Origin of the sequence: Streptococcus suis, from assembly GCF_019794555.1 — a bacterium.
Lineage (GTDB): Bacteria > Bacillota > Bacilli > Lactobacillales > Streptococcaceae > Streptococcus > Streptococcus suis_AB.
The window spans coordinates 1-17002 of record NZ_JAIMEP010000001.1; the positions used below are offsets into that span (position 1 = coordinate 1).

Annotated in this window: 14 protein-coding genes; 13 read left to right on the top strand and 1 reads right to left on the bottom strand. The window is 41.1% G+C overall.

Annotation, left to right across the window (positions count from 1 at the left end; translation table 11 throughout):
* Positions 1 to 121 precede the first annotated feature (121 nt).
* On the bottom strand, positions 122 to 1063 hold the full coding sequence (manA, locus tag K6V48_RS00005; protein WP_222367077.1) for a mannose-6-phosphate isomerase, class I: 942 nt from the start codon (positions 1061 to 1063) through the stop codon (positions 122 to 124).
* Between the two features lie 177 nt (positions 1064 to 1240).
* Between manA and K6V48_RS00010 the strand changes: the two genes are divergently transcribed.
* The 13 genes from K6V48_RS00010 (at position 1241) to lgt (ending at position 16997) form a co-directional block, all read left to right on the top strand.
* Complete coding sequence (locus K6V48_RS00010; protein WP_222367080.1) at positions 1241 to 2548, top strand: ABC transporter substrate-binding protein; 1308 nt, start codon at positions 1241 to 1243, stop codon at positions 2546 to 2548.
* 61 nt (positions 2549 to 2609) lie between these two features.
* A complete protein-coding gene (locus K6V48_RS00015; protein ID WP_172084544.1) occupies positions 2610 to 3488 on the top strand; it encodes a carbohydrate ABC transporter permease in 879 nt (292 codons plus the stop codon).
* A 3-nt stretch (positions 3489 to 3491) separates the two neighbouring features.
* Entirely contained in the window at positions 3492 to 4319 is an 828-nt protein-coding gene (locus K6V48_RS00020) for a carbohydrate ABC transporter permease (RefSeq protein ID WP_105112824.1), read from the top strand.
* A gap of 27 nt (positions 4320 to 4346) precedes the next feature.
* Positions 4347 to 4940 (top strand): hypothetical protein, encoded by a 594-nt coding sequence (locus K6V48_RS00025; protein ID WP_105112825.1) that lies wholly within the window; start codon positions 4347 to 4349, stop codon positions 4938 to 4940.
* Entirely contained in the window at positions 4924 to 7149 is a 2226-nt protein-coding gene (locus K6V48_RS00030; protein WP_222367081.1) for an alpha-galactosidase, read from the top strand. The genes K6V48_RS00025 and K6V48_RS00030 overlap by 17 nt, the downstream gene beginning before the upstream one ends.
* A 130-nt stretch (positions 7150 to 7279) precedes the next feature.
* Positions 7280 to 7993: a GntR family transcriptional regulator gene (locus K6V48_RS00035; RefSeq protein ID WP_172066353.1), complete on the top strand. Its 714-nt coding sequence runs from the start codon at positions 7280 to 7282 to the stop codon at positions 7991 to 7993.
* Positions 7994 to 8001: 8 nt separating this feature from the next.
* Complete coding sequence (locus K6V48_RS00040) at positions 8002 to 8874, top strand: ROK family protein (protein WP_172084553.1); 873 nt, start codon at positions 8002 to 8004, stop codon at positions 8872 to 8874.
* Positions 8875 to 8876: 2 nt separating this feature from the next.
* Positions 8877 to 9515, top strand: a complete 639-nt coding sequence (locus tag K6V48_RS00045; RefSeq protein ID WP_222367082.1) for an SGNH/GDSL hydrolase family protein — start codon at positions 8877 to 8879, stop codon at positions 9513 to 9515.
* A 1-nt stretch (position 9516) separates the two neighbouring features.
* Entirely contained in the window at positions 9517 to 10500 is a 984-nt protein-coding gene (locus K6V48_RS00050) for an acetylxylan esterase (RefSeq protein WP_222367083.1), read from the top strand.
* The gene (locus K6V48_RS00055; RefSeq protein ID WP_222367085.1) at positions 10481 to 11872 is read left to right on the top strand and encodes a glycoside hydrolase family 1 protein; all 1392 of its coding nucleotides are present in this window, start codon (positions 10481 to 10483) and stop codon (positions 11870 to 11872) included. Before K6V48_RS00050 ends, K6V48_RS00055 begins: the two co-directional genes overlap by 20 nt.
* A 181-nt stretch (positions 11873 to 12053) precedes the next feature.
* Complete coding sequence (locus K6V48_RS00060) at positions 12054 to 15167, top strand: glycosyl hydrolase (RefSeq protein WP_222367284.1); 3114 nt, start codon at positions 12054 to 12056, stop codon at positions 15165 to 15167.
* A 119-nt stretch (positions 15168 to 15286) separates the two neighbouring features.
* On the top strand, positions 15287 to 16219 hold the full coding sequence (hprK, locus tag K6V48_RS00065; RefSeq protein ID WP_024403682.1) for an HPr(Ser) kinase/phosphatase: 933 nt from the start codon (positions 15287 to 15289) through the stop codon (positions 16217 to 16219).
* Position 16220: 1 nt separating this feature from the next.
* Positions 16221 to 16997: a prolipoprotein diacylglyceryl transferase gene (gene lgt, locus K6V48_RS00070; protein ID WP_222367087.1), complete on the top strand. Its 777-nt coding sequence runs from the start codon at positions 16221 to 16223 to the stop codon at positions 16995 to 16997.
* Positions 16998 to 17002: the final 5 nt, after the last annotated feature.

Consider the following 17002-nt stretch of genomic DNA (forward strand, 5'->3'; position numbering starts at 1 on the left):
GTTTCTTGCCTAGATTATTATCTAAAACGACATGCGTTAAAAGTTAGTTGAACCGCCGTGTGCCGAACGGCACGCACGGTGGTGTGAGAGGGACTAGAAATTAGTCCCTACTCGATTTTATTTAGTTCGCGTGACTGGCTATTAATTCTAGTTGTCCGGTAAAGGACCAGTCTGTCACATCGGCTGGTAAGATAAAGTGGGTTCCTTTTTGAAGTGGGTAGCTGGTTTCACCGACTTGGATGGCACCTTCCCCTTCGATGACACTGACAAGCAGGTAAGGAACGGTCTGTTCCATTTTGATTTTTTGCTGGATATTCCATTTATATACGGTAAAGAAGGGATTGGCAACAAGGACTGTCGAATCAAGATGATCGATTTTAAGCTTGGCAGGTGTTGAGTTAGCAACAGGTCCGATGGTCAGCACGTCAATCGATTTCTCAATGTGTAGTTCACGGAGGTTGCCTGCATCGTCTCGGCGGTCAAAGTCATAGACACGGTAGGTTGTATCGCTAGATTGTTGGGTTTCTAGTATCATGATACCTTTACCGATGGCGTGCATGGTGCCGCTTGGTACAAAGAAGAAATCACCCTTTTTGACGGGTACATGGGTCAATAGCTTGTCCCAATCTCCAGCTTCGATTTGCTGGCGGAGTTCTTCTTTGGATTGGGCATTGTGGCCATAAATGATTTCAGCCCCGTCCTCGGCTTCTAAAATGTACCAACATTCTGTTTTGCCAAGCTCCCCTTCGTGAGCCAAGCCATAGCTATCATCGGGATGGACTTGAACGCTAAGCCAATCATCTGCATCAAGGATTTTGGTTAATAATGGAAAGACATTATCTGTGGGATTGCCAAATAAATGTTTTTCATTCTGATAGAGGTCATCCAGTCCTCTTCCTTTATATTGACCATTTGAGACAGTTGTTACGCCGTTTGGGTGGGCTGAGATGGCCCAACACTCACCAGTCTTTTCACTAGGAATATCGTAGTGGTAGTTGGTTTTCAGGCGTTGACCACCCCAAATTTTTTCGTGCATTACAGGTGTGAGAAACAAGGGTTCCATTATTTTCTCCTTCAAAATAAGAATTCTACTATATAGAGTATAACAGATTTTTCACAAAAAGTTAAAAAATTTTATAAAAAGTATATATTTTTAAATAAAAGTATATACTTTTAAAAAACCTTGTGTTATAATGAAAGCGTAAACAAATGCAAAGAAAAAATAATGGAGGAGAAATCTATGAAAAAAGCATTGTTTAAATTTGGTGTCACCGCAGCAGCAGCTGCACTTGTTTTAGCGGGATGTGCTAGTGGAGGTGGAAGTAGCCAAAGTGAGGATGGAAAAGAAACCATCACCTTTATTAACCACAAGACAGACTGGGAGGGAAATGGTAAATGGGATGAATACATTGCTAAGTTCAATGAGAAATATCCTGATATCACTGTAGAAGTTCAAACCATCACGGACTATGCTGGTCAGATGAAGACCCGTATGAATTCCAAAGAGTATGGCGATGTTCTAATGATTCCAGGTGATATTCAACCGCAAGATTACGCAACCTTCTTTGAACCGTTGGGAGACAAGGCTGAGTTAGAAAAGACCTATCTCGGTTTGAACGATCGTTCATTTGAAGGAGTCTCATACGGTATTCCGAGTCAGATGAATGCTACTGGTATGGTAGTAAATATGAAGGTATTTGAAGACGCAGGTATAAAAGAGTTTCCTAAAACTCCTGAAAGCTTTCTAGCAGCTTTGAAAACCATCAAGGAAAAGAACAATGATGTAGTTCCACTTTATACCAACTACGCAGCTGGTTGGACGCTATCAAACTGGGACTTTACTCGTGCTGGAGCTGCAGGGGATGTAGATTTTACCAACAAAATGACGTCTGATACTTCGCCATTTGACCAAGAAGATACAATGGGAACAATTTACAAGCTTTTGTATGATGTAGCCAAAGAAGGTTTGATTGAAGCAGATCCAACAACAACTGACTGGGAGCAATCAAAAGTTGATTTAGCAAATGGTAAGATTGCAGTCATGGTCTTGGGTAGCTGGGCTGTTCCACAAATCCAATCAGCAAATCCAGATAATGCATCAAACATTACTTTCCAAGCCTTTCCAATGATTGCATCTGATGGCAAACAATATATGCCAGTTGGTGGAGACTATAACTATGGTATTAGCGTTCATTCAGAACACAAAGAAGCAGCTCGTAAATTCGTAGACTGGATGGTCAACGAATCTGATTATGCCAAAGACAATGGTGGACTTCCAACTGTAAAAGGTGCAGATTATCCAGAAGCATTGCAGGCAAGTAAAGAAGCTGGTGTAGAATTGTTTGAAGAAAATCCAGCACCAGAAGGAAAAGAATCACTCTTCAGCGATATTAATAACCAATCTGAATTGGGTATTGGTACAACTGACCTTGAAAAACAACGCATCATTGATGCTGCAGTAGGGAACTCTTCTGAGACTTACCAAGATATTATGAAGGATTTCAACACTCGTTGGGCAGATGCCATTAAAGCAGTTGCTGGCAACTAAGAATAGTGGTGGGCTGGTTGGAATTCTCTAACTGGCCCGCTAGTTATTTGAGGAGGATCTTATGCTTAAGATGAAAATGAGTCAAGCGGCTGAAAAGCGTCTATTGATTTTCACGTTTACAATTATTCCTGTGCTATTATTGTTAACATTTTCTTATTACCCCTTGGTGAAAATGTTTCAATATAGTTTAACCAATTGGAATGGGTACTCTCCCAATCCGGATTTTGTCGGTTTGGACAATTACAAGACCATTTTAACAAAACCTGCTTATTTTACGGTTTTTAAGACTAGTTTTTATTACTTTATTGCAACTTTCTTCCAGTTGGGAATTGCACTTTTGTTTGCGACAATCTTATCTTTCAAGGTAAAATTTGCTAATTTTTGGAAGGGGATTCTCTTTTTCCCTTATCTTTTAAATGGTGTTGCGATTGGTTTCATCTTCTTGTATTTCTACAAAGGCGGAGGAACCTTGGATACGGTTCTTGAGATGTTAGGCTTGGGGGATCAGATTCAACTTTGGTTGGGAAATCGAGAAATTAATAATATTTCTCTTGCCTTTACCTCTGTTTGGCGCTATACAGGCTTTAATTTCCTTGTTTTCCTTGGTGCCATTCAATCCATCAATCCAGAGATTTATGAAGCGGCAGAAATTGACGGTGCCAATCGTTGGGACCAGTTTATCTATATTATTTTTCCAAGTATCCGAAATATCATCTTTTTGAATATTATTCTTGGTGTTAGTGGCTCACTGAGTGTATTTGACATTCCATACATTATGACAGGTGGTTCAAACGGCACTACAACCTTTGTGATTCAAACAATCGATACAGCCTTTAAGTATAACAAGGTTGGTTTGGCTTCTGCTATGGCCATTATTCTCTTGGTCATTGTCGTAGTAGTGACCTTGGTGCAACGCTATGCTACGCAGGAAAGGAAATAAACGATGAGAAAAGAGAAATTGACAATTGGCAAGGTCTTCCAATACCTTGTCCTCATTCTAGGAGCAGTCGTTGCACTGTTGCCCATCTTGGTTGTGTTTATTGGTTCCTTTAAATCAAACAATGAATTTTTGAGCAGCAATGTCCTCGCTCTTCCTAAAACCTGGGATTTTTCAAACTATAAAACAGCCTTTGTCAATGGACAGATGCTTTTGGGTTTTAAAAATACGCTGATCATTTTTGTGGCTAGTATGATTGGGAAGTTGACCTTGGCGTCCATGTTTGCCTATGCAATGAGTCGCTTTGATTTTAAATTGAAGAAAGTGATTCTCGGTCTTTTCATGATTGCTATGTTGATTCCAGGGATTACCAGTCAAGTAGCAACCTTCCAAATCATTAATTCCCTTGGCTTGTTTAACACTATTTGGGCTGTTATCTTGTTGAATTTGGGAACTGATGTGATCTCAGTTTATGTCTTTATGCAGTATTTAGATGAAATTTCAATTTCATTGGATGAATCAGCCTACCTTGATGGAGCAAGTCACTTTGGGATTTTCTGGAGAATTATTCTGCCAAACTTAAAGGCCCCAATTGTGACCATGTTGATTATCAGTGGTGTAGGTGTCTATAATGACTTCTATAGCCCGTTCTTGTATATGCCAGATCGGAATTTGAAGGTGATTTCAACAGCCCTCTTCGCCTTTAAAGGGCCATATGGTACTAACTGGCCAGTCATTCTAGCAGGTGTTATTATTGTTATCTTACCAATTTTAATTGTATTCTTGTCTCTCCAAAAATACATTTACAATGGGGTGGCTGGTTCTGTAAAGTAGTTAATCATGTGATAGCAAGGAGGACTCATGGAGAAACAATCTCGTTTAATTGCAACCATTAATGGAGTCTATGTCTTGGCTAAAGCCTCAACCTATTTTTGGTGGGGCTTGGTGAGAAGAGGATTCGTTTACGGTTGGTACGGTGCCTTGGCAACTTGTTTGGCACTATATGAAAGTTCACAGCCCTATTATGTGAGTTTGAAAGAAGTGGATTATCTTCCTAAAGAATCCAAAGTTTCAGAGATGCTCATTTCTTCCTTTATGACCTTCGCTTTTCTATTATCCCTAGTCAGCTGGTTTGGTTTGCTTCAAAACTATTCAGACCAGCTCTTGCTAGGCTTTCTTGTGGGAAGTATGTTTTGGCTAGTATTGATGGTTTGGCTTCCCTATTACCATAGAGTAGCTGGCCCTCATTTTAAAATGAGTTTGGCAATGAGTTTGCACTTGATTTCTCGCAATCTCAATGATGTAGCTGTGCAAGGCACCATTTTAACTCTTCTATTCTATCTTGCCCTTACAAAACATCTCCTTGTCTGGTTTTTCATGCCGGGCATCTATTGTCTGGTTCTTACAAAAATCAGTCAATTAAGAAAGGAAAAAAAGAATGATACGGGTTCATGAACAAGACTTATATTTTCATTTAAAAAATGACCACATTTCCTATGTTTTTCGGGTGATGGAAGATACAGGAATACTGGAACATCTCTATTATGGCGCTTCAATTGCTGATTATGATCAGTTCGACTGGCTCTTAGAACGAGAGATTCGGCCTGGAAATAATCTGGTGGCTGGGAAATTATTGACTTCCCTAGAACATATCAAGCAAGAGATGCCCGTTTTTGGAACGACAGATTTTCGTTATCCAGCTCTTGAAATGACCTATCCAGACGGAGACTCTATCAGTCATTTTCGCTATCAAGGATATAAGATTTTTGATGGAAAGGTAGCCCTTGAGCCCCTGCCAGGAACTTTTGGGGAAGAAGAGCAGGTTCAGGTTTTGGAGGTTTATCTGAAGGATGATTATTCGGATGTTTATCTGACCTTGCGCTATGCCATTTACAGAGATTTGCCTATTATAACACGTCAGGCTATTTTACGAAATGGTGGTCAGCAGGAGTATTCTGTAAAACAACTGGCTAGTCTGAACCTAGACCTCCCCAATGAGCAGTATGAGTGGCTTCACCTAGATGGAGCTTGGGCGCGAGAAAATCACCTATCGCGTGAAAAAATTCATCGGGGAGTGCAACATGTTTCTTCCACGCGTGGAGCTAGTAGCCATGTTCACAATCCTTTCCTTGCTATTTGCCAACCGCAAACAACAGAGAGTAAGGGGCAGGTTTACGGCTTTGGTTTAATTTATAGTGGAAATTTCCGTGTTCAAATAGAATTGGATAATTATGACCGACTACGAGTCCAATTAGGCATCAATCCTTTTCAGTTTCAGTGGCAATTGAAAACAAATGAAATGTTTGTTAGTCCAGAAGCCGTCATGGTTTATAGCGAAAATGGATTGACAGGCATGAGTCAGGCCTTTCATCATCTTTTTCGAGAGCATCTCATTCGGAGTATTTGGAAAAATAAACCTCGTCCAGTTCTTTTAAATAGCTGGGAGGCAACCTATTTTGATTTTGATGAGAAAAAGATTCTTGATATTGCAGAGGCAGCTAAGGAACTAGGAGTAGATTTATTTGTCCTAGATGATGGTTGGTTTGGCAATCGAAATAGTGATAAGGGTTCCTTGGGGAACTGGGTTGAAAGTCGCGAAAAATTACCAAATGGTTTAGCCAGTCTTGGCCAAAAGATTCATGCAATGGGACTTCAATTTGGTTTATGGTTTGAGCCAGAGATGGTTTCAGAAGATACTCCTATATATCATGAGCATCCTGATTGGGTCATTGGACATCCGCAGAAAAATATTTCACAAGGTCGAAACCAATATGTCCTCAATTTTGGGAATCCCAAAGTGGTTGATGAGGTTTATAGGCAGATGGATGCCATCTTGCAGGAGGTTCCGATTGATTATCTGAAACTTGATATGAATCGCTATATCTCAGAGGCCTATTCTTCTGACTATTTGCCAGACCAACAAGGAGAGCTGGCTCATCGCTATATTCTGGGTGTCTATGATTTTTATAATCGCCTAAGCAAGAATTATCCACATATCTTGATTGAATCCTGTGCGGGTGGAGGAGCACGATTTGATGCTGGTATGCTCTATTACAGTCCGCAAATTTGGACTAGCGATGATACAGACGCAGTAGAACGATTGGCTATTCAGACCGGAACATCTATGCTTTACCCAGTGTCTAGTATGGGCAGTCATGTTTCAGCAGTTCCCAACCATCAAGTCGCTCGTGTCACATCCCTCGATATGAGAAAGAATGTAGCTTTCTTTGGTATGTTTGGTTATGAATTAAACCCTCTTGCATTGACCGAAGAGGAAAAAGAAGAAATCAGGCGGCAAATTAAAGAGTATAAAACCTATCAAGGATTGGTGATGCAGGGAGATTTTTACCGCCTAGAAACAGGCGATAGTAACCGCGTCGCATGGATGGTTGTGAGCCAAGATCAATCAGAGGCTTTAGTTGGGCATTTTCAACTTTTAGCCCAGCCTAATCCGACCTATCAACGCTTGAAATTAAGAGGTTTAAAAGCAGATGTTTCATATAAAGTACAAGAAAAACAGTCTGAGACACTTCGCTTTGGGAGAGATTTGGAAACAATCGGCCTATTATTGAACGAAAATTATCTAGACCGTGAAGCGGAGTACTGGTCTAGAGTGATGCCAGGCGATTTTTCTTCCAGATTATTTTATTTAAAACAAGTTTAGGAAGTAATTAGTATCAAGTCAGTATATAATAGAAAAAAGCGTTCACATACTTGTAGTTCTGACAGTCATGCTAGTTATTCTCTAGAATTGATTGATTGGTCAAGAAGCGAAAATTTAGAAGGAGGCAATCATGGAAAAGTATAATGTGATTGCAAATGATGTTAGAAAAAAGATTTTAAATGGAGTATACAAGGCTAATGACCAGCTCCCTTTTGAAAAGGATTTGTGTGAGGTTTATGAAGTTAGTAAGATGACGGTGAAAAAAGCCTTGGATATTCTGGTATCTGAAGGGTTGATTATCAAACGGAGAGGTGCTGGAACCTTTGTCAAAGACCTTTCTGTAGAAGAAATGGAAAAAATGATTGTTGGTAGTCAGATGAGGGGTACCTCTGCATATTACCCTACTCGTACAGTGACCAGTAAGGTTTTGCATTTTGAAATAATTGCCGCGTCAGAAAAAGTAGCCAATAAGCTCAATATTGCAATTGGTAGTTTTGTTTATGACATTGAACGTGTCCGGTTATTAGATGGAAGTCCACTTGTTATGGAAAATACCTTTATGCCTGTATCAGTCATACCTGATTTAAGGTTGAAAAATGTAGAAGAATCTATCTATGAGTATATTCAAGATGCCTTAGGAATGAAAATCCAAAGTGCTCACCGCAATATTACGGTTCGCAAGGCATCAGATGCAGAAGTACAACACTTGGAGTTAGAGCAAGGAGATCCTGTTGGTATTGTGGAGCAAATTGGTTTTTTATCTAATGGGACAACCTTTGAGTATTCTATCAGTACCCATCGCTATGATACCTTCAGTATTGAAATGATGATTCGACAAGATTAGGAGAATATATGGCTTTACTAGTTTGTGATATGGGAGGAACTGCTGTGAAATTTGCCCTCTACAATCAGGGGCAACTCTCCCATCAATCTTCTTTTCCAACTCCAGACAGTTGGGAAGAAATGAAAAATGAATTGAAAAAATTGCAAGAATCATTTTCAACAACTCGGCTGACTGGAGTAGCTTTTTCCAGTCCTGGTTCTGTCAATACGGAAGAGGGAATCATTTATGGAAAAAGTGCCATTCCTTATATTCACCGTTTTCCCATTCAAAAGGATCTAAGTGACTTATTTAGTCTACCTGTTTCGATTGAAAATGATGCCAACTGTGCTGCTTTAGCAGAATTACATATTGGGGTAGCCAAGGATAGCGCATCCTCTGTTTTCTTCATCATTGGTTCTGGAGTGGGTGGAGCTGTTGCACAGGGCCGCTCCTTGCTAAAAGGGGAGAATCTCTTTGGTGGTGAATTTGGTTATATGATCCTTCAGGATGGCATGACCTTGAGTCACCTAGTCAGTCCTGTTCACGTGGCAAACCGTTTCGCACAGGCAGAAGGCTTAGCTGAATCCCTCTCAGGAAAAGACTTGTTTTCTCTGGCTGACCAAGGACATGAAAAGGCCAGACAGGCAGTGGAAGGCATCTATCAGAGTCTAGCTATCGGCATTTACAATGTGTTGATGACTGTAAATCCAGAACTTGTTGCAATTGGTGGAGGCATTTCCGTTCGGGAAGAATTGGTAGAGGAAGTCAGAAAGCGCCTAGACCAGATTATTTTAGAGGCGGATGCTACAGATTTGACATTCAAACTGGAAGCTTGCCAATACCGAAATGATGCCAACTTATTTGGCGCAGTTGCCCATTTTGTGAGCCAATATGGAGAATAAATATGAAACTATACAAGGATGATACCATCGTCTTTTTCGGAGACTCCATCACAGAGTGGGGGCGAGATAAGAATGATGCAGGAAGCTTGGGACATGGTTATGTTAATCACGTTGCAGGCCAATTAGCCGCTCGGTATCCACAAGCCCGTTTTTCTTTCTATAACAAGGGCATTGGTGGAAACAAGGTTGCAGATTTGAATGCCCGTATTTATGAATGTCTTGACCTCAACCCGACAGTCATCATACTCATGGTGGGAATCAATGACGTTTGGCATAATGTTGGCCAAGAATCATTTGGAAGCCAGGCAGAGGAGGAACGGTTTGAACAGGAGTATCGCAAACTACTGACGAGTTTGAAAAAGGCAGGAGTAGAACGAATACTGGTTATGGAGCCATTTGTTCTGCCTTATCCTTTGGATAGACAAGAGTGGCGAGTAGACTTGGATCCAAAAATTCAGATTGTGCGACGCTTGGTTCAGGAATTTGATTTGGAATTAGTTCCCTTAGATGGACTTCTTAATGAGCAAGCCATTCTCCACTCTGCACAGTACTTGACAGGTGAGGATGGTGTCCATCCGACACTAGCAGGTGCGGCATTTATTGGGAATGAGGTTCTCAAACGTTTGCAGGTGGAGGTATAGGATGAGGACAAAGGATGCTCTGGCGCTTTGGGGTGACTATGGTGGTAGTCAATCCAAGCCAAAAGATTTTGATGCATTTTGGGATAAGGCTTTGAAAGAGGTTGATGGAAAAGGTCTAGACTATCAGTTGAAATCAGTTCCTTTTAAAAGCCCGCTTGCAAATTGTTTTGAACTCATTTTTTCAGCTGTGGACGGATCTAGGATTGTCTGTCAGTTCTTGAAGCCCAAAGGAGATATTGTGAGCTGCCCTGTCATGTTTCAATTTCACGGCTATCACACCAATGTCGGAGATTGGTCTGATAAATTGAGTCTGGTTTCCTTGGGCTATATGGTGGTGGCAATGGATGTTCCTGGTCAGGGTGGCACTTCTCAAGATTCTAGCCAGACAAAGGGAGGAACCCTCAAAGGACATTTACTCAGAGGAGTGGAGGAAGGTCCGGAAAATTTATTTTATAAACGAGTTTACCAAGCCATTTATCAGCTTACCCAGATTGTGAAATTGATGCCTGAGGTTGACAGTCAACGCATGTATAGTTATGGCGTTTCGCAAGGAGGAGCATTAGCCTTGGTTTGTGCCAGTCTTTGTCCGCAGATAACGGCCAGCTTTGTCCAATACCCATTTCTCAGTGACTTTAGAGAAGCCTATGGACTACAAGCAGAACAATCAGCCTATGAAGAAATCCCTTATTATTTCCGCTTTCGAGATCCTTTGCATGAAACGGAAGAAGCTGTGCTTGGAGCCTTGGATTACATTGACATCCAATACTTGGTGCCACGGATTCAGGCCAAAGTCTTGTGGGGTATGGCTCTAGAAGATCGAATCTGCCATCCCAAAACGCAATTTGCGGTCTATAATCAATTACAATCAGAAAAAGAATTACTCATTTATCCAGAATTTGGACATGAGTATTTACCAAAATTTAATGATATCATGCACCAACGATTAAGTGCAGTAGGAGAAGATGATGAAAGTATTTCCAGCTAATTTTTGGTGGGGAGCAGCGACATCAGGTCCCCAAAGCGAAGGACGTTTTGCTAAAAAACACGCCAATATGTTTGACTACTGGTATGAGATAGAACCAGAAGCCTTCTATAATCAGGTTGGGCCTGATACAGCTTCCAACTTTTACAATAGTTTTCGTGAAGATATTGCTCTCATGAAAGAAGTTGGTCTCAACAGTGTGCGGACCTCTATTCAATGGACGCGTTTGATTGATGATCTGGAAACCAATACGGTCAATCAGGATGCGGTTGATTTCTACAATCAGGTGATTGATTGTTTCATTGAAAATGGCATTCGTCCAATCATGAATTTGCACCATTTTGACTTGCCAGTAGAGCTCTATCACAAGTATGGTGGTTGGGAGTCTCGTCATGTGGTGGACCTCTATGTTGGCTTTGCAGAGCAGGCCTTCAAACACTTCGGTGACCGTGTCAAAGAATGGACAACTCATAATGAGCCAATGGTCGTTGTGGATGGAGAGTACCTTTATCAATTCCATTATCCTAAAATAGTGGATGGGAAAAAAGCTGTTCAGGTAGCCTATCATCTTAACCTTGCCTCTGCCAAAGCCATTTCCAAATTCCGTGAGTTAGGCTTGGATAAGGATGGCGGACGCATTGGTACAGTCTTGAACTTGACGCCAACCTATGCAGCCTCAGAAGCGCCAGCTGACCAAGAAGCAGCTAAATTTGCTGAACTCTGGAACAATAAGATGTTCTTGGAACCAGCTATCTACGGACATTTTCCAGCAGAACTAGAGGAAGTCTTGACAAGCGACAAGGTTATCTGGCAAACAGAACCTGAAGATGCTGTTATTTTTAAGAACAACACTGTGGATTTCCTTGGAGTCAACTTCTACCATCCAAACCGAGTGAAGGCGCCAGACATCGCTCCAAATTCTGTAGGTGACTGGATGCCTACCCGCTATTATGACCATTATGACATGCCTGGACGTCGGATGAATATTGATAAGGGCTGGGAAATCTACCCAGAAGCCATGTATGATATTGCCATCAATATTCGCGATAATTACAAGAATATTCCATGGTTTGTTTCTGAAAATGGTATGGGAGTTTCACGAGAAGAACGGTTCTTGGATGAGAGTAGTCAGATTCAAGATGAGTATCGGATTGATTTTATCCGTGAGCATCTGGAATTTCTTCATAAGGGAATCCAAGAAGGTTCTAATTGCTTTGGTTATCACCTCTGGACGCCGATTGATTGCTGGTCATGGACCAATGCTTATCGCAACCGCTATGGATTTATCTCAAATAATATCCATACGCAGGTGAAAACCATAAAAAAATCAGGTGAGTGGTTTAAAACTGTTGCTGGTCAAAATGGATTGGACTAAGAAGCTACTGGAATTCCTTGTGCAAAGGGCATTAGGTCCTTTGACAGTGAGCAGTAGTGCTCTGTCATGGGAGGTTTAACCTCCCATGACATTGGTTCATTTTTTGATGGAGAGCGGTTTTACAATAATCGCTCTTTTTTGCGGTCACTTTTTGGAAAAAATAGATTAAAAGGAGTCTAAAATGGGAAACAGACTGACGAAATCAAGTGTTTTAGCAGGTGTTTTGGTGGCTAGTTGTATGTTGGGAGGGCATGCTGTTATGGCGGAAGAAACAAGTTCGGACCCTATTCGTTCAACAGAAGTTATTCCTTCACCAGTAGGGGAAACTTCTGTCAACACAGAAATGAAGGCGGTTCCTGATGCAAACTCTGAAACGAAAGTTTTAGATGAAAATACGGAAACACAAGCTACATCTGCTCCACATATTGTTGAAGTAAAGACTGATGAGCCTAGTAGTGAAGACACAGGAGTTGTAACAGATATTCAGTCAGAGACAACAGAGGAGGTTGTAGCTACTGAAGGGGTGGAGACTGAAAGCACAAGAGATAGTGTGGTTCTCAATATGGTTGATGCGAAGGCCAGTCAGGAGACTAAGGAATTACTGGACTATCTCAAGGAAAAAGCAGCCAGTCCAGATATCTTGTTTGGACAACAGCATGCCCTTGATGAAGGAATGAGCTTGACCAGTGAAGGCAGTCGAGCAGGCTCGACTGAATCTGAGGTAAAAAATTCTGTTGGGGATTATCCTGCAATTTTTGGTTGGGATACGCTATCTCTAGACGGTCATGAAAAGCCTGGCGTGTCAGGGGATCCTGAACAAAGCTTGAATAATGTCATCGAATCCATGAAAACTGCTCACAAACTAGGAGGGGCAGTCGTTCTCAGTATGCACCCCTATAATTTTGTGACGGGTGGAAATTTCAATGATAGCTCTGGCAATGTCGTGTCTGAAATTCTACCTGGTGGTACGAAAAACACAGAGTTTAATCAATGGTTGGATCGAATTGCCAGTCTGGCTGAGGGATTAGAGGATGATGAAGGTAAGGATATTCCGCTTATTTTTCGTCCCTTCCACGAGCAGAATGGTTCTTGGTTCTGGTGGGGTGCCAGCGCAACCAAACCCGACCAATACAAGGCTCTTTATCGCTACACTGTTGAATATCTTCGTGACCAGAAAAATATTCATAATATCCTCTATGTATATTCGCCAAATACAGCTACACCTGGGGACCAAGAACGTTATTTAGAGACCTATCCTGGTGATGCTTATGTGGACATTTTAGGAATAGATTCCTATGATTCAAAAGACAATGCAGGGTCAGAACAATTCCTTTCAGGCTTGGTGAAAGACCTCTCCATGATAGTGGACTTAGCAGAAGAAAAAGGGAAAGTAGCAGCCTTGACAGAATTTGGCTATAGCGCCCAAGGTCTCAATAAAACCGGCAATACCTTAGATTGGTATAGCCGCATCTTTAAAACCATTCAATCTGACCAAAAGGCTTCTAAAATTGCCTACATGCTGACTTGGGCAAATTTTGGTCTGCCCAATAACATCTACGTTCCTTATCGTGATGTCAATGGTAGCCTTGGTGGAGACCATGAATTATTGCCAGACTTTGAAAGATTTTATCAGCATGCCAATACTGTATTTGCCAAGGAAGTGGGCCAAATTTATGGGAAGGGTAAGAATTTCCAAACAAGTCCTGTAACTAATTCAGCCTATCTGATCCGTCCAGCAAATGGGAATATTATTGGTCAGCAAGAGGTCACTATTGTTGTCAAGCCAAGTCAGGAGGATGATGCCGTATCTGTGACAATTGGCGAACAAATTTATCAGCTTTCCAAGGAAGGTCAGTATTTTACAGCAACTATTACACTTCCGGTTGAGTTAGATAATCAAGTCTTGATTGCAACCATCCTATACACCAGTAAGGGACAGGAAAGCAAGCAGGAGCAAGTAAAACTATTTACTCGTTTCACGCAGAACACAGAATCCCCCCTTATAGTTGATACTTTTGAGCAATATTTTGGAGACAATAGTTTACTGCACCAAGCTTACTCATCGAACGGGGATAAGATTCAAATTAGCTTATCTGAAAACCAAAAGCAAGAAGGCAAATATGGCATGGTCTATGACTATGAAGTTGGAGATAAAGGCTATGCTGGGCGCCAAATTTCCTTTGAAAAAAATTGGCAAGGAGCCAACGCTTTAAGTTTCTCGCTCAAACATAGCGGTTATCCTCAACACTTGACTGTCCAAATACGCATTGGCAATGTCAGCTATGAGAAAAATATTGCCTTGAACGAAGCATTCGAAGGCCTAGTTAGCATGCCACTTGCTGAATTTCTACCAGCTGCTTGGGAAGGTAATCAAAGTGCACGCATTGATCAAGTTGGATTAGGCCAAGTAAGTCAATTCGCCTTATATTTGGGAGGCGAAAAAGGAACTGGTACTCTTTACATCGATAATATTCAAGCAGTCACTAGAGAAGATTTACCTGCAATCGTGGACAAATATGAGCCAGAAGTAGCAACTTATCAACCGACGATTTATCACTTTGATGAGGAAGTTGGAAAATGGAACGGTCCTGATTTGAAGACAGTAGAAGGACAGCTTGTTGCCACTATTTCTGGTGAAAAAGATCAGAAAACAGAAATCAATCTCCAAGCAAATCAAGATCTATCCAACTATAATTGGTATGTCGTTAAACTAAAAACAAGTTCCCCAGTTCAAGCCAAACTCTATATTAAAGTTGGTGATAGTTGGCAATGGATTAATAATGAAATGGCAACAGTTAATGACCAGTGGACGGATTTACGATTTGATTTGTCAGAGATTGCGGAGCGTTCAAATACACGTGAAATTGGTATTGAATTCTTGGGGCAAGGCAGTGAAGATCAGGTTCAAATACAGATTGACCAGATTTCACTTGTGAAAGATTTTGCTGAATTAGAGGAAAAGGTAAGTAAGGATAGTACAGAAGAAGCCCCATCTACAGACAATGAACCAAGTTCACCTGTCGAAAAAGAGGAACAGGATAAGAATCAAGATACAGACCCAATTGAGCATGTCAAACCTATAAAAACTGCAACTGAACATGTCTTGCCGAATCCTAGTGGTCACGTTTTAAAAACTGGAAGGGAACCAGGCAAACCGACAGCTATGACTGCACAAACCTCTTCAACGTCTTCTAAAACCTTACCTCAAACAGGTGATGGTAGTAGCTTATCCTTTATGCTTTTAGGTTTAGGGCTCCTGTCTGCAGTTCAAATCTTCAAACGGAAAAAAATGTGATCAATGTTTACCTCCTAATGCCCTCAGTAATGAGGGTTTTTTCAGTAAATAGTCCACTTCTTTCCCCTGCAAGCGCTAGCTTATGGTATAATATAATAAAACTGAAAGTGAGGGAACAAATGACCGTTTATGTAAAAGATCTGGTCGATAATCTGCGGATTGAATGTGCTTACAGTACGGAAGAGCTCCTGAAAAAGCCCATTACAACGGCAGACATTACCCGTCCAGGATTGGAAATGACTGGCTACTTTGATTACTATGCTCCAGAACGGATTCAACTGATTGGTATGAAGGAATGGTCCTATTTGACAGCAATGACTGCTCATAACCGTTTCCAGGTCCTTTCTCAGATGTTCCAGCCAGAAACGCCTGTTGTTATTGTTGCCCGTGGTCTAGAAATTCCTGAAGAGATGTATAAGGCTGCTAAGGAAAAACAGATTGCAATTTGTAGAAGTAAAACTGCAACTAGTCGATTGTCAGGAGAACTCTCTTCTTATTTGGATAGTCGATTGGCGCAACGTACCAGTGTTCATGGTGTCCTGATGGATATCTATGGCATGGGGGTTTTAATTCAAGGTGATTCTGGTATTGGTAAGAGTGAGACAGGCCTAGAGCTGGTTAAACGAGGACACCGATTGGTGGCTGATGACCGAGTTGATGTCTTTGCCAAAGATGATGTTACCCTTTGGGGTGAGCCTGCAGAAATTCTTCGTCATTTATTGGAAATTAGAGGAGTTGGGATTATTGATGTGATGAGTCTATATGGTGCAAGTGCCGTTAAAGATTCATCAGAAGTGCAATTAGCTGTCTACCTTGAAAATTTTGAAACTGGCAAGGTGTTTGACCGATTAGGAAATTCTGGTGATACGATTGAGATTGCCGGGATAGCGATTCCCCAAATCCGTATACCTGTAAAAACAGGACGAAATATTTCTGTAGTGATTGAAGCAGCTGCAATGAATTACCGAGCAAAACAAATGGGATTTGATGCGACAAAATTATTTGAGGAGCGTCTTTCTAATTTAATTGAACATAATAGGAGTGAAAACTAAGATGGATCCAGTTGCAATTACATTAGGCCCCCTAGAGATTCGTTGGTATGCCGTCTGTATTTTACTTGGTTTAATGCTCGGAGTTTATTTAGCAGTAAAAGAGGCTCCGCGCAAGAAAATCCTTCAAGATGATATTTTGGATTTTATCTTGATTGCCTTTCCACTTTCCATTGTTGGAGCGAGAATATATTACGTTGCCTTTTCTTGGAGCGACTATAAAGACAATATCTTATCCGTTTTTGCGATTTGGAATGGTGGAATCGCTATCTATGGTGGTTTGATTACGGGAGCTATCATCTTATATTTCTTTACACAGTACCGCTTTATCAAAACACTAGATTTTCTAGATGTCGTTGCGCCATCGGTCATGTTGGCTCAGGCGATTGGTCGTTGGGGAAATTTCTTCAACCAAGAAGCTTATGGTAAAGCTGTTGATAGCCTAAATTATTTACCAGGATTCATACGTGATCAGATGTATATAGACGGTGCTTATCGTCAACCAACCTTCCTATTTGAATCGTTGTGGAACTTATTGGGATTTGTAGTGATATGTATATTACGCAGACGTCCTAAACTTCTCAAACAGGGAGAAATCACAGCTTTCTATCTCATTTGGTATGGTATCGGTCGATTACTGATAGAAGGAATGCGGACAGATAGTCTCATGTTCTTAGGAATACGTGTCTCACAATGGTTATCTGGAATTCTGATCCTCGTTGGTATTATCATGGTTGTGCTACGGAGAAGAAAGTCAACCGTTCCGTACTATCTATCGTAAAGGAG

What these genes read in the sequence shown, in the direction of transcription:
- K6V48_RS00035 (WP_172066353.1), top strand. Translation starts at nt 7,280, where the DNA reads ATGGAAAAGTATAATGTGATTGCAAATGATGTTAGAAAAAAGATTTTA.
- K6V48_RS00050 (WP_222367083.1), top strand. Translation starts at nt 9,517, where the DNA reads ATGAGGACAAAGGATGCTCTGGCGCTTTGGGGTGACTATGGTGGTAGT.
- hprK (WP_024403682.1), top strand. Translation starts at nt 15,287, where the DNA reads ATGACCGTTTATGTAAAAGATCTGGTCGATAATCTGCGGATTGAATGT.
- lgt (WP_222367087.1), top strand. Translation starts at nt 16,221, where the DNA reads ATGGATCCAGTTGCAATTACATTAGGCCCCCTAGAGATTCGTTGGTAT.
- K6V48_RS00055 (WP_222367085.1), top strand. Translation starts at nt 10,481, where the DNA reads ATGAAAGTATTTCCAGCTAATTTTTGGTGGGGAGCAGCGACATCAGGT.
- K6V48_RS00020 (WP_105112824.1), top strand. Translation starts at nt 3,492, where the DNA reads ATGAGAAAAGAGAAATTGACAATTGGCAAGGTCTTCCAATACCTTGTC.
- K6V48_RS00010 (WP_222367080.1), top strand. Translation starts at nt 1,241, where the DNA reads ATGAAAAAAGCATTGTTTAAATTTGGTGTCACCGCAGCAGCAGCTGCA.
- K6V48_RS00060 (WP_222367284.1), top strand. Translation starts at nt 12,054, where the DNA reads ATGGGAAACAGACTGACGAAATCAAGTGTTTTAGCAGGTGTTTTGGTG.
- K6V48_RS00030 (WP_222367081.1), top strand. Translation starts at nt 4,924, where the DNA reads ATGATACGGGTTCATGAACAAGACTTATATTTTCATTTAAAAAATGAC.
- K6V48_RS00040 (WP_172084553.1), top strand. Translation starts at nt 8,002, where the DNA reads ATGGCTTTACTAGTTTGTGATATGGGAGGAACTGCTGTGAAATTTGCC.
- K6V48_RS00015 (WP_172084544.1), top strand. Translation starts at nt 2,610, where the DNA reads ATGCTTAAGATGAAAATGAGTCAAGCGGCTGAAAAGCGTCTATTGATT.
- K6V48_RS00045 (WP_222367082.1), top strand. Translation starts at nt 8,877, where the DNA reads ATGAAACTATACAAGGATGATACCATCGTCTTTTTCGGAGACTCCATC.
- K6V48_RS00025 (WP_105112825.1), top strand. Translation starts at nt 4,347, where the DNA reads ATGGAGAAACAATCTCGTTTAATTGCAACCATTAATGGAGTCTATGTC.
- manA (WP_222367077.1), bottom strand. Translation starts at nt 1,063, where the DNA reads ATGGAACCCTTGTTTCTCACACCTGTAATGCACGAAAAAATTTGGGGT.